Annotated in this window: 16 protein-coding genes; all 16 read right to left on the bottom strand. The window is 36.0% G+C overall.

The genetic code is table 11. The features are described from left to right. Positions 1-164 precede the first annotated feature (164 nt). Positions 165-680, bottom strand: a complete 516-nt coding sequence (gene mreD / locus NSQ92_RS25550; RefSeq protein ID WP_047943600.1) for a rod shape-determining protein MreD — start codon at positions 678-680, stop codon at positions 165-167. Further along, complete coding sequence (gene mreC / locus NSQ92_RS25555) at positions 677-1,567, bottom strand: rod shape-determining protein MreC (RefSeq protein WP_047943599.1); 891 nt, start codon at positions 1,565-1,567, stop codon at positions 677-679. The genes mreD and mreC overlap by 4 nt, the downstream gene beginning before the upstream one ends. Before the next feature lie 21 nt (positions 1,568-1,588). Then, positions 1,589-2,611, bottom strand: coding sequence for a rod shape-determining protein (locus NSQ92_RS25560; protein WP_047943598.1), 1,023 nt, complete (start codon positions 2,609-2,611; stop codon positions 1,589-1,591). Positions 2,612-2,779: 168 nt separating this feature from the next. Further along, positions 2,780-3,463: a RadC family protein gene (gene radC / locus NSQ92_RS25565; protein ID WP_095322620.1), complete on the bottom strand. Its 684-nt coding sequence runs from the start codon at positions 3,461-3,463 to the stop codon at positions 2,780-2,782. A gap of 60 nt (positions 3,464-3,523) precedes the next feature. After that, complete coding sequence (locus tag NSQ92_RS25570) at positions 3,524-4,102, bottom strand: Maf family protein (protein WP_061801229.1); 579 nt, start codon at positions 4,100-4,102, stop codon at positions 3,524-3,526. A gap of 307 nt (positions 4,103-4,409) precedes the next feature. Next, positions 4,410-5,510, bottom strand: a complete 1,101-nt coding sequence (locus NSQ92_RS25575) for an SPOR domain-containing protein (RefSeq protein ID WP_061801230.1) — start codon at positions 5,508-5,510, stop codon at positions 4,410-4,412. 101 nt (positions 5,511-5,611) lie between these two features. Then, a complete protein-coding gene (locus NSQ92_RS25580) occupies positions 5,612-6,079 on the bottom strand; it encodes a type II secretion system protein (protein WP_445669278.1) in 468 nt (155 codons plus the stop codon). A gap of 18 nt (positions 6,080-6,097) precedes the next feature. Further along, the gene (locus NSQ92_RS25585) at positions 6,098-6,862 is read right to left on the bottom strand and encodes a pilus assembly protein PilO (RefSeq protein WP_095258087.1); all 765 of its coding nucleotides are present in this window, start codon (positions 6,860-6,862) and stop codon (positions 6,098-6,100) included. Continuing rightward, complete coding sequence (locus NSQ92_RS25590; protein ID WP_047943593.1) at positions 6,859-7,509, bottom strand: PilN domain-containing protein; 651 nt, start codon at positions 7,507-7,509, stop codon at positions 6,859-6,861. The genes NSQ92_RS25585 and NSQ92_RS25590 overlap by 4 nt, the downstream gene beginning before the upstream one ends. A gap of 2 nt (positions 7,510-7,511) precedes the next feature. Continuing rightward, positions 7,512-8,504 (bottom strand): type IV pilus biogenesis protein PilM, encoded by a 993-nt coding sequence (gene pilM / locus NSQ92_RS25595; RefSeq protein ID WP_047943592.1) that lies wholly within the window; start codon positions 8,502-8,504, stop codon positions 7,512-7,514. A gap of 67 nt (positions 8,505-8,571) precedes the next feature. Next, entirely contained in the window at positions 8,572-9,318 is a 747-nt protein-coding gene (locus tag NSQ92_RS25600) for a prepilin peptidase (protein WP_047943591.1), read from the bottom strand. Between the two features lie 16 nt (positions 9,319-9,334). Further along, on the bottom strand, positions 9,335-9,763 hold the full coding sequence (locus NSQ92_RS25605; RefSeq protein ID WP_186440676.1) for a prepilin-type N-terminal cleavage/methylation domain-containing protein: 429 nt from the start codon (positions 9,761-9,763) through the stop codon (positions 9,335-9,337). A gap of 103 nt (positions 9,764-9,866) precedes the next feature. Next, positions 9,867-11,072 (bottom strand): type II secretion system F family protein, encoded by a 1,206-nt coding sequence (locus tag NSQ92_RS25610; RefSeq protein ID WP_047943589.1) that lies wholly within the window; start codon positions 11,070-11,072, stop codon positions 9,867-9,869. Between the two features lie 2 nt (positions 11,073-11,074). Continuing rightward, positions 11,075-12,115 (bottom strand): type IV pilus twitching motility protein PilT, encoded by a 1,041-nt coding sequence (locus NSQ92_RS25615; protein WP_095258083.1) that lies wholly within the window; start codon positions 12,113-12,115, stop codon positions 11,075-11,077. A gap of 11 nt (positions 12,116-12,126) precedes the next feature. Next, positions 12,127-13,791 (bottom strand): GspE/PulE family protein, encoded by a 1,665-nt coding sequence (locus tag NSQ92_RS25620; protein WP_095258082.1) that lies wholly within the window; start codon positions 13,789-13,791, stop codon positions 12,127-12,129. Between the two features lie 27 nt (positions 13,792-13,818). Beyond that, positions 13,819-15,177: a VanW family protein gene (locus NSQ92_RS25625; protein ID WP_172865360.1), complete on the bottom strand. Its 1,359-nt coding sequence runs from the start codon at positions 15,175-15,177 to the stop codon at positions 13,819-13,821. Between the last annotated feature and the right edge of the window lie 5 nt (positions 15,178-15,182).

Genomic DNA, 15,182 nt, shown 5'->3' on the forward strand with positions numbered 1-15,182 from the left:
TTCCTTTTTATATCATTCGACAAACGCTTTTAAAATTCCTTTTCGAGCTAAATATATTTCTTCTCAAAAAGAACAAAAGACAAATAGTCACTAATCAAATAAATTTCAGATTGTTGACAACTTAATGTCCAATCTGAAATTTATTATCATGCATTCTAACTATATCATTCTTTTAACTCTGCTGCATACTTCTCAAATAAACGTTTATAAGGATAAGCGACAATGATGATAAAAATAAGATTTAATCCTAAAGACGGCAGAAGCCGTAAATGAAGGAAACTCGCAAAATCAATCGTTGTCAAATTTATCACTTTTATCATTTGATACACAATCATTTCCAGTGCCGAAACAGCGAGTAAATTCATCACAGATACAACAACAATATTACTATGAAAAATTTTCATCAATTTATTAAAAATATAAATGATAAAAGGGAAAGTAAAAAAATAGATACCTAAAATTTCTGTATAAACAATATCAAAAAGCAGCCCAAAAACAAAGCCATATATGACACCAACATTTCTATTACCATAAACAGAAAAGAAAAGGATAGTAATGAGCAAAAAGTATGGGACGAAAATCCAATTTTTACCAAAAGGATCTGTAGGGAGCAACTCAAGAAAAACACTCTCAAAAATAAACATAAAGGAAATTAAACAGCCAATTAAAACTTTTCTCATTGGTCTTCCTCTTTAGGAGATAATGCTGCCCTGTCTACCACCATCACATGCTCAATATCATAGAAGTCCGCTGCCGGCTTAATATATACTTTTTTCTGCAGTCCATTTTCATCTGGCTCTACTTTATCTACTGTACCAATAGCTAACCCTTTTGGAAAGACCCCACCCATTCCTGAGGTTGTAACAAGCTGACCTTTTTTCACTTTCAACCCATTAGGAGCTTCTTCCCAAGTCATAATTAATTGCTTTGTTTCTTTATCATAATCAGCAATAATCCCAAAAACTTCGGATTTTTCTTTCTTCTTTTTATCATCCTCTTTTGACTGAATAAAAGCAGAAATGCGATTAGCTGGATCTTCAGAACTAAGCAGCTGTACAGTTGCAGTATTAGGTGCTACTGACTTTATTTTCCCTATTAATCCAGCAGAAGTGATAACAGCCATATTTTTCTCTACGCCGTCATTTTCACCTCGATTGATGGTAACTAGTTCTGTCCATTGAGAAGGATTTCTCCGAATTACCGTTGCTTTCATAATTGTATAGTCACTTAATGACTCTTTTTCTTCCAACGTTTCCTGTAATGACTGTACATCTTTTTTGAGACCTTGAACCTGATATTTAAGCTGAGCATTTTCCTCTAGCTTTGCCTTTAATTCTTTATTCTCTTTATATGTATCTTGCAAGGATTGGACATTATCAACAAAACCCACCACATATTGGGCAGGTCTAGATACAAGGGTTTGAACCCAGCCGGTAGTGTCCTTTACGAATTGTTCCGGCCAGGTTAGTTTATTTCGATTACTTAATGAAAACCCTATTAATGCCACGAGAATAATGATGCTAACAAGCAAAATAATCAAGCGTTTATTCATAAAAAACTGTGGCATGCTTCTACACCTCTACTAAAATTATCGTGAATCTTTTGCTTTATTTTTGAATAAATGAATATGGTCTAAAGCTTTACCAGTTCCGATAGCTACACAATCCAATGGATCTTCTGCTATAACAACAGGCATTTTTGTCTCTTCACTGATAACTTTATCAAGATTACGAAGCAATGCTCCACCACCTGTTAGAACAATACCACGATCCATAATATCTGCAGCTAGTTCTGGAGGCGTTTTTTCTAATGTTACTTTGACTGCATCAACAATTGCAGCAACTGTATCTTTTAACGCTTTTGAAATTTCATCTGCAGTAATTTTGATTGTTTTTGGAAGACCAGTTAATAAGTCTCTTCCGCGAATATCCATGTTTTCAATTTGATCTGGATTTCCAGCACTGCCAATTTCCACTTTAATGCTTTCAGAAGTTCTTTCTCCAATCATCAAATTATACGTTTTACGAATATAATTAACAATTGCGTCATCCATCTCATCACCAGCAATCCGAATAGATTGACTAGTAACAATTCCACCAAGGGAAATAATAGCTACCTCTGTTGTACCACCACCGATATCAACAACCATACTACCAGTTGGCTCCCATACAGGAAGATTAGCACCAATAGCAGCAGCAAAAGGCTCTTCAATCGTATAGGCATCTCTCGCACCAGCTTGACGTGTTGCATCAATTACCGCTCTTTCTTCTACAGCTGTAATGCCTGATGGTACACAAACCATTACATACGGTTTGCCAGAAAAATAGCCCTTATTCTTTGTTGCTTGCTTAATGTAGTATTTCATCATCGTTGCTGTTGTTTCATAATCTGCAATTACACCATCCTTCATCGGACGAAGTGCAACAACATTTCCTGGTGTTCTACCAATCATATTCTTCGCATCGTTACCAACCGCTACAATGCTCTTTGTATCAGTTTGTAGTGCGACAACTGACGGTTCTCTTAGTACTATTCCTTTGCCTTTTACATAAACTAGCGTATTCGCTGTTCCTAAATCAATTCCAAGATCTCTTGTTCCAAAACCTAACATAAATGTATCTCCCTTTCTGAAACTAATGCAATATTATAAAGTAGGTAGATGTTCTCCTCTTTGTAATTTCCTTTAATTGTTACTTATCTATATTTTGTCATGTTTAGACATAAATAGCCAAAAAATCATAAATTATATTATAGCTTATATCTACAAAAAAGAACAGTATCATACATACCCTTTTTCTTTTAAGCTGATAAATTTATTTTCCCCAATTATGATATGATCTAGCAGATCAATCCCAATTATTTTTCCGCATTCCACTAATCTTTTTGTCACTTCAATATCCTCTCTGCTGGGGGACGGATCGCCGGATGGATGATTGTGGAGACAAATGATAGAAGCTGCAGATCTTCTAAATGCTTCTTTGTATACTTCTCTTGGGTGGACGATACTAGCATTTAAACTACCAATAAAAACGACTTGCTTATGCATAACTTGATTCTTGGTGTTTAAATATAAACAGACGAAATGCTCCTGAGTTAGAAATCTCATTTCATTCATCATATATTTGGCAGCATCCTCTGGTGACCGAATACAATATCGATCGGTAAATTCTAAATTGGAAACGCGCCGCCCCAATTCAATTGCTGCCATCAATTGAATTGCTTTTGCCGTTCCAATTCCTTTCATTTCTTTTAACTCATCAAGACTTGCATCCTTCAACAAGCGAAGTCCATCAAAATGGACTAAAAGTTTGTTCGCTAATGTTAATACGGATTCATTTTTGGAACCTGTTTGAATCAAGATAGCAAGCAGCTCATGATTTGCTAAACTTTCTGGTCCCTGTTTCACAAAACGTTCTCTTGGTCGTTCATCATTCGGAAAATCTCTTATTAATAGCGAATCCATTCTTTCTAAGTTCCTCCCTATCATTGGTTTTTGGGAAGAAAAGAATAAGGGACCTTTGATTTATTTAGGCATATTGAAGCCTTTCGCCTTCAATTCGCGTACCGTTCGAGAAATCGGAAGACCGACAACAGTGAAATAATCTCCTTTTATTTCTTTTACGAGCGTTCTGCCTACTCCTTGAATTCCATACGCACCTGCTTTATCAAATGGTTCCCCGGTGTCTAAGTAATCATGTATTTCATCATCTGTTAATTCCCAAAATAACACGTCTGTTTTTTCATAAAAAGTGGAACATATTCCATTTGCCATAATGGCGACACCAGTGTAGACAGAATGCGTTTTGCCAGAAAGTTCCCTTAACATGCGAAACGCCTCTTCAGGCGAAGCAGGCTTGCCTAATATCGCACCATTAAGATATACTACCGTATCAGCACCTAATATAAATGGATACTGTTCATCGGCATAAATTGCTTCAACCTTTCGTCTCGCTAATTCCATGACAATTTCATTAGGAGAAATAGAAGGATTGAAACTTTCATCTACATTACTACTGGATATTACAAATGGTATTTGGAGTTCTTCAAGGAGCTCTTTTCGTCGAGGAGAAGAAGAGGCCAATATGAGGGTTTGCTTTAACATGATAACACCTACCTACTATTTCAAATTATGAGATACAGATTAATCCTATCAAAGAATTCGCCGATACACAATTTTGAAACGGAAATTTTTATATAATAGTAAATAAAATGTAATATGACGAAATTTGTAGAAATATTTATACAATTAATATAAAAGATATTTTTTGCCTTTTAAGTTGTATTTAGACAGATAATCTTTACTCTAGTTAATAGTTCGAAGCTGTATGGGTGTGGTAGCATTCCCCCATAAACTCCTCTACAAAAAGAAAGGAGCCACCTCTTAATAGACGATGTGCTCCCCTACTCCCTTATAGTGAGACATATACAGCTAAGTAGTCTAGCAATTTCTGGTGAATTTCCGCTATTTCGTTCTCGCTGCTCTTTTCTTTTAATTTTATGGTAAGCTCACCACCTTCGGAAAGATAGGCTGCCATTTTTTTAACTTTTTCATTGGCCAACTTGGCTGTTTTTTTCTCTTCTACAAGAGAGAGTGCCTTCTCTAACTTATTTTTATCCTCCGTTGCAATAGAGTGATTAAATTGAACACTTGTTACCATTTCCAGAATGGCAGAATAGATAGCGGACGATCCTTCAATAACCTCCTTCTCTTCTTTCGATACATTTTTCACTTCATTTCCACTAAACACCATCTCTTTTGCATAAGTATCTTTTACTTGTTTCTGCCATGCTTTCGCATCCTCCAAATTACTCACAACACCAACTAGTAGAAACTGCTGCTTATCTATGGGAAGAATTTGACTCTTCTTCCCTGCATCTGTCAGCTTCTGCTGCTCGCTTTTCGCACGCTCTTCATTAGAGAAAACTCCCTTTTGAAGGACATATGTAGTAATATCCGGTTTGGTTGCACTTTCTGTTATCGACACGGCTTGTCCACCTTTAGTTGTATTGGAAGAATCATTGGCCGAAGCTGTTATTTTTCCATTTGTAGTGCTGCTTTGATCATTGTTTACCATGTTTAATAAAATAAATCCAAAGCTAGTGCCTAAGATGACAGCAAAAAAAACAGCAAAGAAAATAGAGGCAATTACTTCCTTTGGCAACCGCTTTTTCTTTCCCTCTTTCTCCTTTTTGCCTTTTGTTAATGGCTGCTTGTCCTTTTTATTTACAGACGATTGAAAGCTAAACATACTTTTTTCTTTATTTTTTGCTGGAATTTCCTCTGGTGCGGGCAAAATCCAATCAAAACTTTCCTCAAATTCAGCTTCTTGTCCAGCCGCAGACTCTTCTCTAAAAATATCCTGTTTTTTCCCTTCGCTCTTTTGGTCCTTATAAAAAACAGAAGGTTCACTCCGCTCTACTGTGTCCTCATTGTCCTTATTTTGGAATGGACGGTCTTTTCCGTTGATCTTAATCGTTATCGTTTTGCGATTCTCCGGTTTTTCATTCACTCGTCCTACCCCCATTTCCATTTATTTCGTTTATCCTATCATACAAGCAAAAAAAAATAACAAGACTTTTGTCGTCTTGTTATAGAATGATTTCGTCAAATTCAGTTGTTGTTAGACACAATCTGACTTGGAGAAAGATCCTTATATTGTATTGCTTGGTCTACTCCCTCTTCTTCTGTACAAAGCTTTCGATGTTCCCCTTTTAAACAAACAGCAATCGCTATGTTATTTTGAAGGGTTACATAGCTTTTATCTGATGGAACTAACTCTCGGTCTGTATCTGGATCATTAAACGTTCCCATATACCCATTTTCAACAAGTTCAAAGTAAGTGATTCTTTCCTTTGCACCTGCTCCACTAGTTGTCGCTTCTTTAATATAAAAATCAGCAGCTTCCTTCATATTCCATGCGTTTGCGATAAAAGCTCGATCGCGCATTTCTCCTATTACTTTTAAGACTGAGGGAATCGCTATTGCGGCTATTATTCCGAGTACGACAATTACAGCAAGCAATTCCATTAAGGTAAATCCCTTATTATTTAGTCTAGTTATTAGTATCGCTAGACCCACCTTCTTTTTTCACTTCCTCTATTGATCTTTACTATTTTCTAATGTTCCAGTATCAAAAGGGTTCTTTCGTTCAGATACCTTTGGTGTATCCAATTGTGGAAGATCCTCTATTAAATCATTTAATGTAGGATAATAATATACAGACACCGTTAGTTCAAAATCTATTTGTTGATCACTTTCTTCAACGGCGATGATTTCTTTTGGTCCAGTAATATTTAAAGAATCAACGGTCATAATACGCTGAGAGGATTCTATTTTTTCTAAAAATTTTTCTAGTTCAAAATAAGTAGATGCTTCTCCTAGCATATTGATTGTTGTTTGATGGATTCCATTTGGGAGGACGATTTCTTCTGTATTTTTCTTTTCATCTGCTTCCCTATTTTCTTCCTTATTTGCATCATCGATTGCATTATCTGCTGTAGTAACTTCTCCATTTGCAACCTCTTCATCAGCGTTGGATCCATTCACACTTATTTCTAATATATTCGTATCAGAAATAATTTCTGCCTTTTCTATTTCAAGGAGTGCCTGTTCCAATAACCGTTTAACCGGTATCTTTTTCTGCAACTCGATAGTATTCGAACTTGTTTCTGAACCAGTCGACTTTAGTTTGGATTGCAAAATATCCGCTTGCTGCTCGGTCATTTGCAGCTCCATTTTTTTCATGTTCAGCTCATTGGTTAAAGGCATTAAATAGCAATAATAACTATATATCGCTCCTAAGGCTAGGAGAATAATGCTAAATGCAAACCATACCATTTGCTTATGATCGCTTAATCTCATGGGGAATCCTCCCCTTTTTCATTTTCGTCTTTTTGCTTTTCGGTTTCATCTCGCAGCTTTGCTTTATTTAGGACAAATTCGTAACTTGCAAAATAGCGAGGTTCCACTTCTGATTGCTTTAAATTATCAATCACTTGATCTACTTGATCGCTAATTTTATTTTCAAGTGCATCGGTTGATTTTCCTTCCGTTAAAAGCGCATCGTCTATCCAGCTAATTTCAAGCAAAGAATTTAAATAATAGGCTGCATCACTTTTAGTATCAAACTGGACAATCATGTTTGTCTTATAATCATCAGATACCTTTAATTCCTGAATAAAGCCTCTTTCCGGCAAATTCTTTGTTAATTCCTGCAGAAATAGAACATAATCCACTGATTGATTATTCGCCCACTTGATTGCTGATTCAAGGCTTTGGACAGACTCTGAACTTTTGTAGCTCTCTAACCTCTGATTGTATGTATCAATCAGATTGGTTGTCATTTTTAACGAATTTTCTGTTGCCGCTAATTCAGCTTTTTTAGTCATATACTGCCAGATAAATAAGCCTATTAATAAAAAAGTAATCAAGAAAGCTAGGATCACCCAAAGCAATTGCGACTTTCTCTTTCGTTCTTTTTTAGGAAGGAGGTTAATTTCTACTAACATTTTTACACCTCTTTTAATCCTAAACCAATGTTTAAAAGGAAACTTGATGGTATAGGCTTATTAGAATCTGATTGGTTCACTTTTAATTCAAGAACAGGAATCTCAAAACGATTCACCATATTTTCAATAATGGCAGAAAGCCATGGATGATCTCCTGTTACTACTAATTTTGTTACTAGTTTGTCGCCCTTATTTAAAGTATATCGATAGAAGCTCATCACTTTTTCTAATTCTTTATAAACATCCTCAAGACCATTCCAAACTTCAGCATGATCACCTGTAAATGTCAGCTTTTCTTGCTGTGATGACTTCTCTGTCGTAACGGTCCAGTGGTCTTCCTCCATTTCTTGTAATAAATGTCTCATCAATAAAGGATAATGTTCTTCAAAAATACTTGCGTTCACTGTTTTAATATCAATTTCAACTAACATGATAATATCATTGTCTTCGACTTTTTCAGAGCGATAGAAATAGCGATACAGAGCTAATGCGGATACATCTGCAGATTGCGGCGATAATTTCGCCTCTTCTAGTAAATCTGCATATTGGGCAACACTTTCTTCTGGTGAAGCAAATAATATAATTTGCTGCTTATTCTTTTCTTTTCCTTTCAATAGATAATAATCAAATACAGGATCCTCGAATGGCAAATGAATCGATGTTCCGAGTTCCATATACAAGTACCCTTTAATTTCATCTTCGCTTACATCTTCAGGAATAGGGAGCTTTCGAATGACAACAGAGGAGTCAGGAACTAGAAAACGAACTTGTTTTTTTGATAGTTTCCATTCATCCACACATTCTTCTAGAATCCATAAAAAATTCTCGACATCCTGAATCACTCCATCATGAATTAATCCAGGCGGCAAATAGCGTTCTCCAAAATTTTGCACTACAACATCTTGGGAATTCTTTATTTCCACAAATCGAATTACATGATCCTTTATGGTTAAGTTAACTACTTTATTTTTTCCAAAATTAAAATTTAATGCCATATTGAAAACTCCTTATTGTTACTAGATGGAGGAAGAAAGATTGCTCCCCAAAAAAGGCATCAGCCATTTAAAGAAAAATACTTAAATACCATTGAATAATTTGATTACCAAAATAATAGGTTATGAGAGTTCCTAAGGCTATGTACGGACCGAAAGGAATTGGTTGTTTCTTTTTTGATTTACCAATAGCCATTCCGACAATGCCTCCAATTGTCCCCAGAAAGGTAGAAAGAAAAAAGGAGACAAGAACTAGCTTAGCCCCTAAAACCAAGCCAATTACTGCAAAAAGCTTAATATCTCCTCCCCCCATTCCTCCTTTTGATACAATCGCAATAACTAGAAGAAGCGTAAAACCAACCGCTGCCCCCAGCAAGGAACTCCACCATGGATGCAAAGGGAGAAAGAATCGTTCGATTATAAAAACAATCGAAAAAAACAGCAGTACTTTATCTGGGATAATCATATATTTCAAATCAGAAACAGTAATAATGATAAATAAAGAAATCAGTGTCCAGGATACAAACAGCTCAGAACTCCAGCCAAGCAGAAGCGGACTAACGACAAAGAGAAGACCAGTCAAAAGCTCGAATATAGGATAGAAGGGGGAAATCGATGCTTTACAGCATTTTGATTTCCCCCTTAATAATACATAGCTTAAAACTGGTACAAGTTCCATCACTGATAACATGCGCCCGCAGCTTGAACAATGAGATCTCGGCCTAACAATCGATTCATTTAATGGCACCCTTAAGCCTACTACATTGTAGAACGAGCCTAGGGTTATGCCGTATAGGAAGATTAGTAGGTAGATCACTTTAGAACCTCTTCAATTATTTTTTAGAAACAACTACTGTAGTTTCAGACTTTGCATTTATATCACTAATAGTTGCGCTCTTAAATTCTATAGTATTTTTCCCAGCATCAACAGGATCAGTTATTAATTTGAAATCATTTCCTGAGACATCCACTGAAAATGATTTTATTTTTAAATTATTCACATAGGAACTATTTATTTCTTTTTCTGTTATCTTACCGCCTGAAACTCCAGAAACGTCATTTGCTGCAGCATAATTCTTAGCAGCATTTAAAATAGTTATTGCATCAGCTCTCACTGCGTCTTCTTTTGAATTTTGAATAATTCCTGAAATACTAGGAATCGCAATCGCTGCAATAATCCCCAAAATAACAATAACTGCTAATAACTCGATAAGTGTTAACCCTTTTTCATTTTTGATTCGTTGCTTAATTAATTGACGCATATATCTTTCTCCTTAAAATTGGTATATTTTGTTTTAAATCCATTACTATTATACTAGATTATGTGTTTTTATTATATCTTTTTTTAATAGAATCGGCTAAAAATTATTGGACATGGTTAAAAATCTCAAACATTGGTATTAGGATAGATGACACGATTGTCCCAACAATGCTTGCAAGAAAAACAATCATAATAGGTTCAATCAAGGACTTTAGTCGATCAGTTGCTGTATCGACTTCTTTTTCATAGAAGTCAGCTACCTTTGCAAGCATTTCATCTAATGAACCTGTTTCTTCCCCTATTGCTATCATCTGCGTCACAAGTGGTGGAAACACCCAATGGGCTTTCATTGGCACAGTTAATGACTGACCTTGTTCAAGCGCACCTCTTGATTGAACAAGGACTTTGGCCATTACTTCATTTTCAATAACTCTTTCGACTATCGAAATAGCCTGTAAAATGGGAACAGAGCTTGAAAACAGTGAACTAAGTGTGCGTGTCATTCTCGCAATCGCAGCTTTCTGCAGAATTTTTCCGAAAATCGGCACTCTTAATAGAAAATAATCGAGATAAAACTTCGCTGCTTTATTATTTCGTATAACCATGATAGCAATAATAAATGCAATCAACAGCAAAGATACAAGCCACCAAAATTTTTGCATAAAGCTGCTTGCCGATAGAACAAATTGTGTAATGGCGGGTAACTCACTATCAAAATCAGCAAACATATCCACAAACGTTGGTACAACACTCACCAATAAAAATATAACAACTATAAAAGCAATAATCGCAATCGCTATAGGATAAGTTAGGGCTGAAATAATTTTTTGCTTTGTGTAATGCTGTTTTTCAAAATGATTAGCTAATCTTTCTAAAGTCTCATCCATACTCCCTGTAGCTTCTCCAGCACGAATCATATTTACAAACATACTGGAGAAAACCTTTCTATGCTTCGCTGCTGCTGATGATAAAGGATTCCCATCCTTTAAATCTTGTTCTACCACTAGTAAAGCCTTACGCAATGCCTTACTTTCTGTTTGCTCAGCAAGTATCGCAGTTGCATCCACTACTGATATCCCTGCTTTTATCAGGGTAGCGAACTGGCGTAAATAAATGACAAAGTCTTGTAGCTTTACAGGACTGCCAAATGTGATTTCCTTTGTTAAAAGAGTTTCAGGAACTTCATTTATTTCTGTTATCTTAATCCCTTTCTCTTTTAACTGCACCATCGCTTCTCTTTTGGATGAAGCTGTTACTATCCCTTTTTTTGTTCCTTTTCGGTCTCTTCCCGTATATTTATAGCGAGCCATATTTATTGCTCCTTTTCTTGTAGATAAGGAAGTGCAGCCTCTCTTAAAACAGCACCAGCATGAACTAATTCTTTTACATTGCTTTCCAATGTATGCATTCCAGCTGCTTTGGAGGTTTGCATAATATTTAAAATCTGATGGATTTTTTCATTACGAATCAAATTGGCTACAGCTGAATTGTTCACAAGAATCTCTGTTGCTGAAACCCTTCCCGATTTATCTGGGGTTGGGAATAGTCGTTGGGCTACAATGCCTACTAAAACAGAAGCCAGCTGGATTCGAATTTGATCCTGCTGTGCGGGCGGAAAAACGTCAATAATTCGGTTAATGGTTGCTGGAGCGCTTGATGTATGTAGTGTTCCTAGTACTAAATGACCTGTTTCCGCTGCTGTAATGGCTGTTTGAATTGTTTCTAAATCACGCATTTCCCCAACAAGAATCACATCCGGATCTTGGCGCAAAGATGCTCGCAAGCCATTAGCAAAATTATTGGTATCAAATCCAACCTCCCGCTGATCAATAATACACTTTCCATGCTTATGCAAATACTCAATCGGATCCTCCAATGTGATAATATGCTTGCGCATAGTTTCGTTCATATAGGCAATCATCGCCGCTAAGGTCGTTGACTTGCCACTGCCTGTTGGTCCTGTAATTAAAATAAGACCCTGAGGCCTTTCAGCAAATTTCTTTATAATAGCAGGAAGCTTTAAATCATCTAGACTAGGGATCGATGTTGGTACAACTCGAATAGCTAATGCAATGCATGCTCTTTGCTTATATACATTAACCCTAAATCTGGATACTCCTTTTAAACTGTATGAGAAATCAAGTTCACCACGAGCTTGGAATACTTCCCATAACTTCTCAGGAATCATTGTTCTTGCCATTATCTCAGTATCATTTGGTTCTAAATTATTTTTCCCATACCGCTTTAAATCTCCATTTATTCTCATAACAGGAGGAACACCAACTGTAAGATGAATATCAGAAGCTTTTAATTCAAAGCCTACTCTCAATAAGTAATCAATACTATGGTTCAATAATGTCCCTCCTAATCAGGGATAGCTACTCTTAATACTTCTTCTGTAGTCGTAATTCCTTGCTTCACCTTTAATAATCCATCATCAATTAGGAAGATAGTTTTTGCTTTCATTGCAAGATCTCGTAATCTAGAAAAAGATTCACCATTCATAATGACTTTTCTCATTTCATCATTGATAACTAGCACTTCATGAATAGCTACCCTTCCTTTATAACCCGTCATATTACAGGAAGCACACCCTTTTCCTCTAACAACTTTATCGATTGTTAGCCCCCGTTTTGCGAAGATTTCTTTTTCTCTTACTGTTGCAGCATGAACTTGTCCACAGTCTCTACAAACTTTACGAACAAGACGCTGCGCTACAATTCCTGTTACAGATGAAGCCACTAAAAATGGTTCTACGCCCATGTCTAACAATCTTGTAACAGAGCCTAGTGAATCATTTGTATGCAAGGTGCTAAAAACAAGGTGACCAGTTAAAGAAGCACGCACGGCTATCTCTGCTGTTTCTTTATCTCGTATCTCACCAACCATAATTACATTAGGATCCTGACGCAATATTGCTCGTAATCCTTTTGCAAATGTCATCCCTACATTCGTATTTACCTGAATTTGGTTAATTCCTTCTAATTGATACTCTACCGGATCTTCTACTGTAATAATATTGACTTCTTCACTGTTTAAACGGTTTAGTGCTGCATAGAGTGTGGAGGATTTACCAGATCCTGTAGGACCTGTAATAAGTATGATCCCGGTTGGTTTCTCAATAAGATTTGTAAATCTAGCCAAATTTACTTTATTAAAACCAAGTTTATCTAAATCATTTAGTGTACTTCCAAGATCCAAAATCCGCATAACTATCTTTTCTCCATAAATAGTCGGAAGTGTAGAAACACGGAGATCAATGGGATGAAAGTCCAAATTAAACTTCATTCTTCCATCCTGCGGGATGCGGTGCTCTGTAATATCCAAGTTTGCCATAATTTTCAACCGTGCTATCAATACACTCTGCATATGTTTTGGCAAAACTCTTTCTATACGCAATACGCCATCAATCCGATAACGGATTACCACTTTTGTTTCTTGAGGGTCCACATGAATATCGCTTGCCTTTAGGGCCGCAGCATTCGATAATATCTGATTTACTAAGCGGACAATCGGCGTATCTTGTTGTTCATCCATACTATCGCTCACATCTTCGCCAACTGCTCCATTATCAGACAGCAACTCTTCAAACCCTTCGTCCATATCATAATATTTATTGATTGCACGCAAAATATCATCTTTTGTCGCAATAGCTGTCTCAATTTGAAAACCAGTAGATAAGCGCAAATCATCTATTGTATAAAAATCCATTGGATCAGCCATTGCCACATATAACTTTTCTCCTTCTTTTTTTAGCGGAATAATTAATTGTCTTTTCGCTGTTTCCTTTGAAACGATCGTAAATAACTTTGGGTCAAAAGGGTAGCGATACAAACTAACATGTGGAATACCTAATTGAAATTCTAATACCTCGATCAATTGTTGTTCTGTAATATAACCCTTTTGAAGCAGACTATCTCCAAGCCTTTGATCTGGATGCTTGTCTTTAAGTGCTTGCTGCAATTGATCTTCTGTCAACAAGCCAGCCTCCACCAACAAATCTCCTAACCGCTTTCTTATTTGTTTCATTGCTTTAGCTCCCGATTTCTATACTTATTATTTTTCTATTACTGCTTGTGGAGTCTCTTCCTTGTCCTCATCTTCTTTTACATGCTGATTATCCGATTCTGTCTGTGGAGGATTATCTGTCGTTGGATTATCGGTATCCGTCTCTTCCTCCTTGATGTTTTCTTCAGAATCAGAAGGATCATTTAAATCGAGTGAATCTTCGACATTATCTGTATCAATCACTGTTTCCTGTTCTTTTATTAATCCAGAAGCAACTACTTTATTGATTGGAGGATAAAAGTCTTCGCTCATTAAATCTTTTTTCACTTCTACTCCATCGTCATTTTTGGCTAAACGATAAACTTTAATTAAAAGCCCATCTGTTCCTTCTGAAACGGTCCTATATTCATTAAACCCTAATAAAGAATCAAATCGGATAACCGTTTTAGGCTTAAATGCTTGCTGATCGGAGAGAACGACATCATATTTAAATAAAAACGGAACTCCCACTATCGACGCATATAATTTATTGCCAGACATTTTGAATTGAAGCTGATAAGCAGCAGCATTAGGATTATAAAACCGGTAATCCATTTTTTTAGATTGATTGATTTTCGCTTCATAGCCTAATTGGGCATAGTTGGGCAATTGATTACTTATAAACCGCTCTGTAATAGTAAAGTTAGTTGTTAAAACTAGTTGATGAAGAGCTGTCGCAACCATACTTAATGTAGTATCCGAATAAGAATCTGTCTGTTTTCCCATTATATCTAGCAACGAGACCGTTTCTTCTTGACCCACTTTAATACTCGGAAATTGCTTTACCCATTTAGCGACATTTTTCTTATTTTCCTTAACTTCTAATGTAGTATCTGTTAAGATTACTTCTTCTTCCTTTTGGCTGACTAGATATTCTTGAAGCGCAAGTTCGTGATTTCCTTTGTCTAACTGGGAAGCTATCGCTATTAAAGAATCATTCCATTTATTCACAGAAAAAACATCTTCTTCTATGAGATAGGGAGATATCGAATAAAGTAATCCGATTAAATCATCTTGATTTAACGATACAATCAATGAATTGTCTGTGCCCTGATGTATCTTTTCTAAACTTTCTTGGAATTGGAATGTAAATAAATCAGTAGCAAAATCTACTGTTTTTTCTTTATATTTTAATTTTATGGAGGTTGATTGAAGCCATTCTTTTTGAGAATCCTTCAATACTTTTAAAGCTTCTTCTAGTGACATTCCAGAAATATCTACTCCACCTACAGTTGTTCCCTCCGCATAACCTTCCTTGGTCGAAAAAATCCTTTCATATGCGTTTACACCAAAATGCGAAAAACTAAAAATAAATGCAGTTGTAACTACCATAGCTACAAATAGCTTTACACTTTGAACGTTTTTCATGAAGT

It is taken from the genome of Niallia sp. FSL M8-0099, from assembly GCF_038006945.1.
Lineage (GTDB): Bacteria > Bacillota > Bacilli > Bacillales > Cytobacillaceae > Niallia > Niallia circulans.

Excerpts from the sequence above, each read along its gene's own strand:
- mreD (WP_047943600.1), bottom strand. The coding sequence starts at position 680 with ATGAGAAAAGTTTTAATTGGCTGTTTAATTTCCTTTATGTTTATTTTT.
- mreC (WP_047943599.1), bottom strand. The coding sequence starts at position 1,567 with ATGCCACAGTTTTTTATGAATAAACGCTTGATTATTTTGCTTGTTAGC.
- NSQ92_RS25560 (WP_047943598.1), bottom strand. The coding sequence starts at position 2,611 with ATGTTAGGTTTTGGAACAAGAGATCTTGGAATTGATTTAGGAACAGCG.
- radC (WP_095322620.1), bottom strand. The coding sequence starts at position 3,463 with ATGGATTCGCTATTAATAAGAGATTTTCCGAATGATGAACGACCAAGA.
- NSQ92_RS25570 (WP_061801229.1), bottom strand. The coding sequence starts at position 4,102 with ATGTTAAAGCAAACCCTCATATTGGCCTCTTCTTCTCCTCGACGAAAA.
- NSQ92_RS25585 (WP_095258087.1), bottom strand. The coding sequence starts at position 6,862 with ATGAGATTAAGCGATCATAAGCAAATGGTATGGTTTGCATTTAGCATT.
- NSQ92_RS25590 (WP_047943593.1), bottom strand. The coding sequence starts at position 7,509 with ATGTTAGTAGAAATTAACCTCCTTCCTAAAAAAGAACGAAAGAGAAAG.
- pilM (WP_047943592.1), bottom strand. The coding sequence starts at position 8,504 with ATGGCATTAAATTTTAATTTTGGAAAAAATAAAGTAGTTAACTTAACC.
- NSQ92_RS25605 (WP_186440676.1), bottom strand. The coding sequence starts at position 9,763 with ATGCGTCAATTAATTAAGCAACGAATCAAAAATGAAAAAGGGTTAACA.
- NSQ92_RS25610 (WP_047943589.1), bottom strand. The coding sequence starts at position 11,072 with ATGGCTCGCTATAAATATACGGGAAGAGACCGAAAAGGAACAAAAAAA.
- NSQ92_RS25620 (WP_095258082.1), bottom strand. The coding sequence starts at position 13,791 with ATGAAACAAATAAGAAAGCGGTTAGGAGATTTGTTGGTGGAGGCTGGC.
- NSQ92_RS25625 (WP_172865360.1), bottom strand. The coding sequence starts at position 15,177 with ATGAAAAACGTTCAAAGTGTAAAGCTATTTGTAGCTATGGTAGTTACA.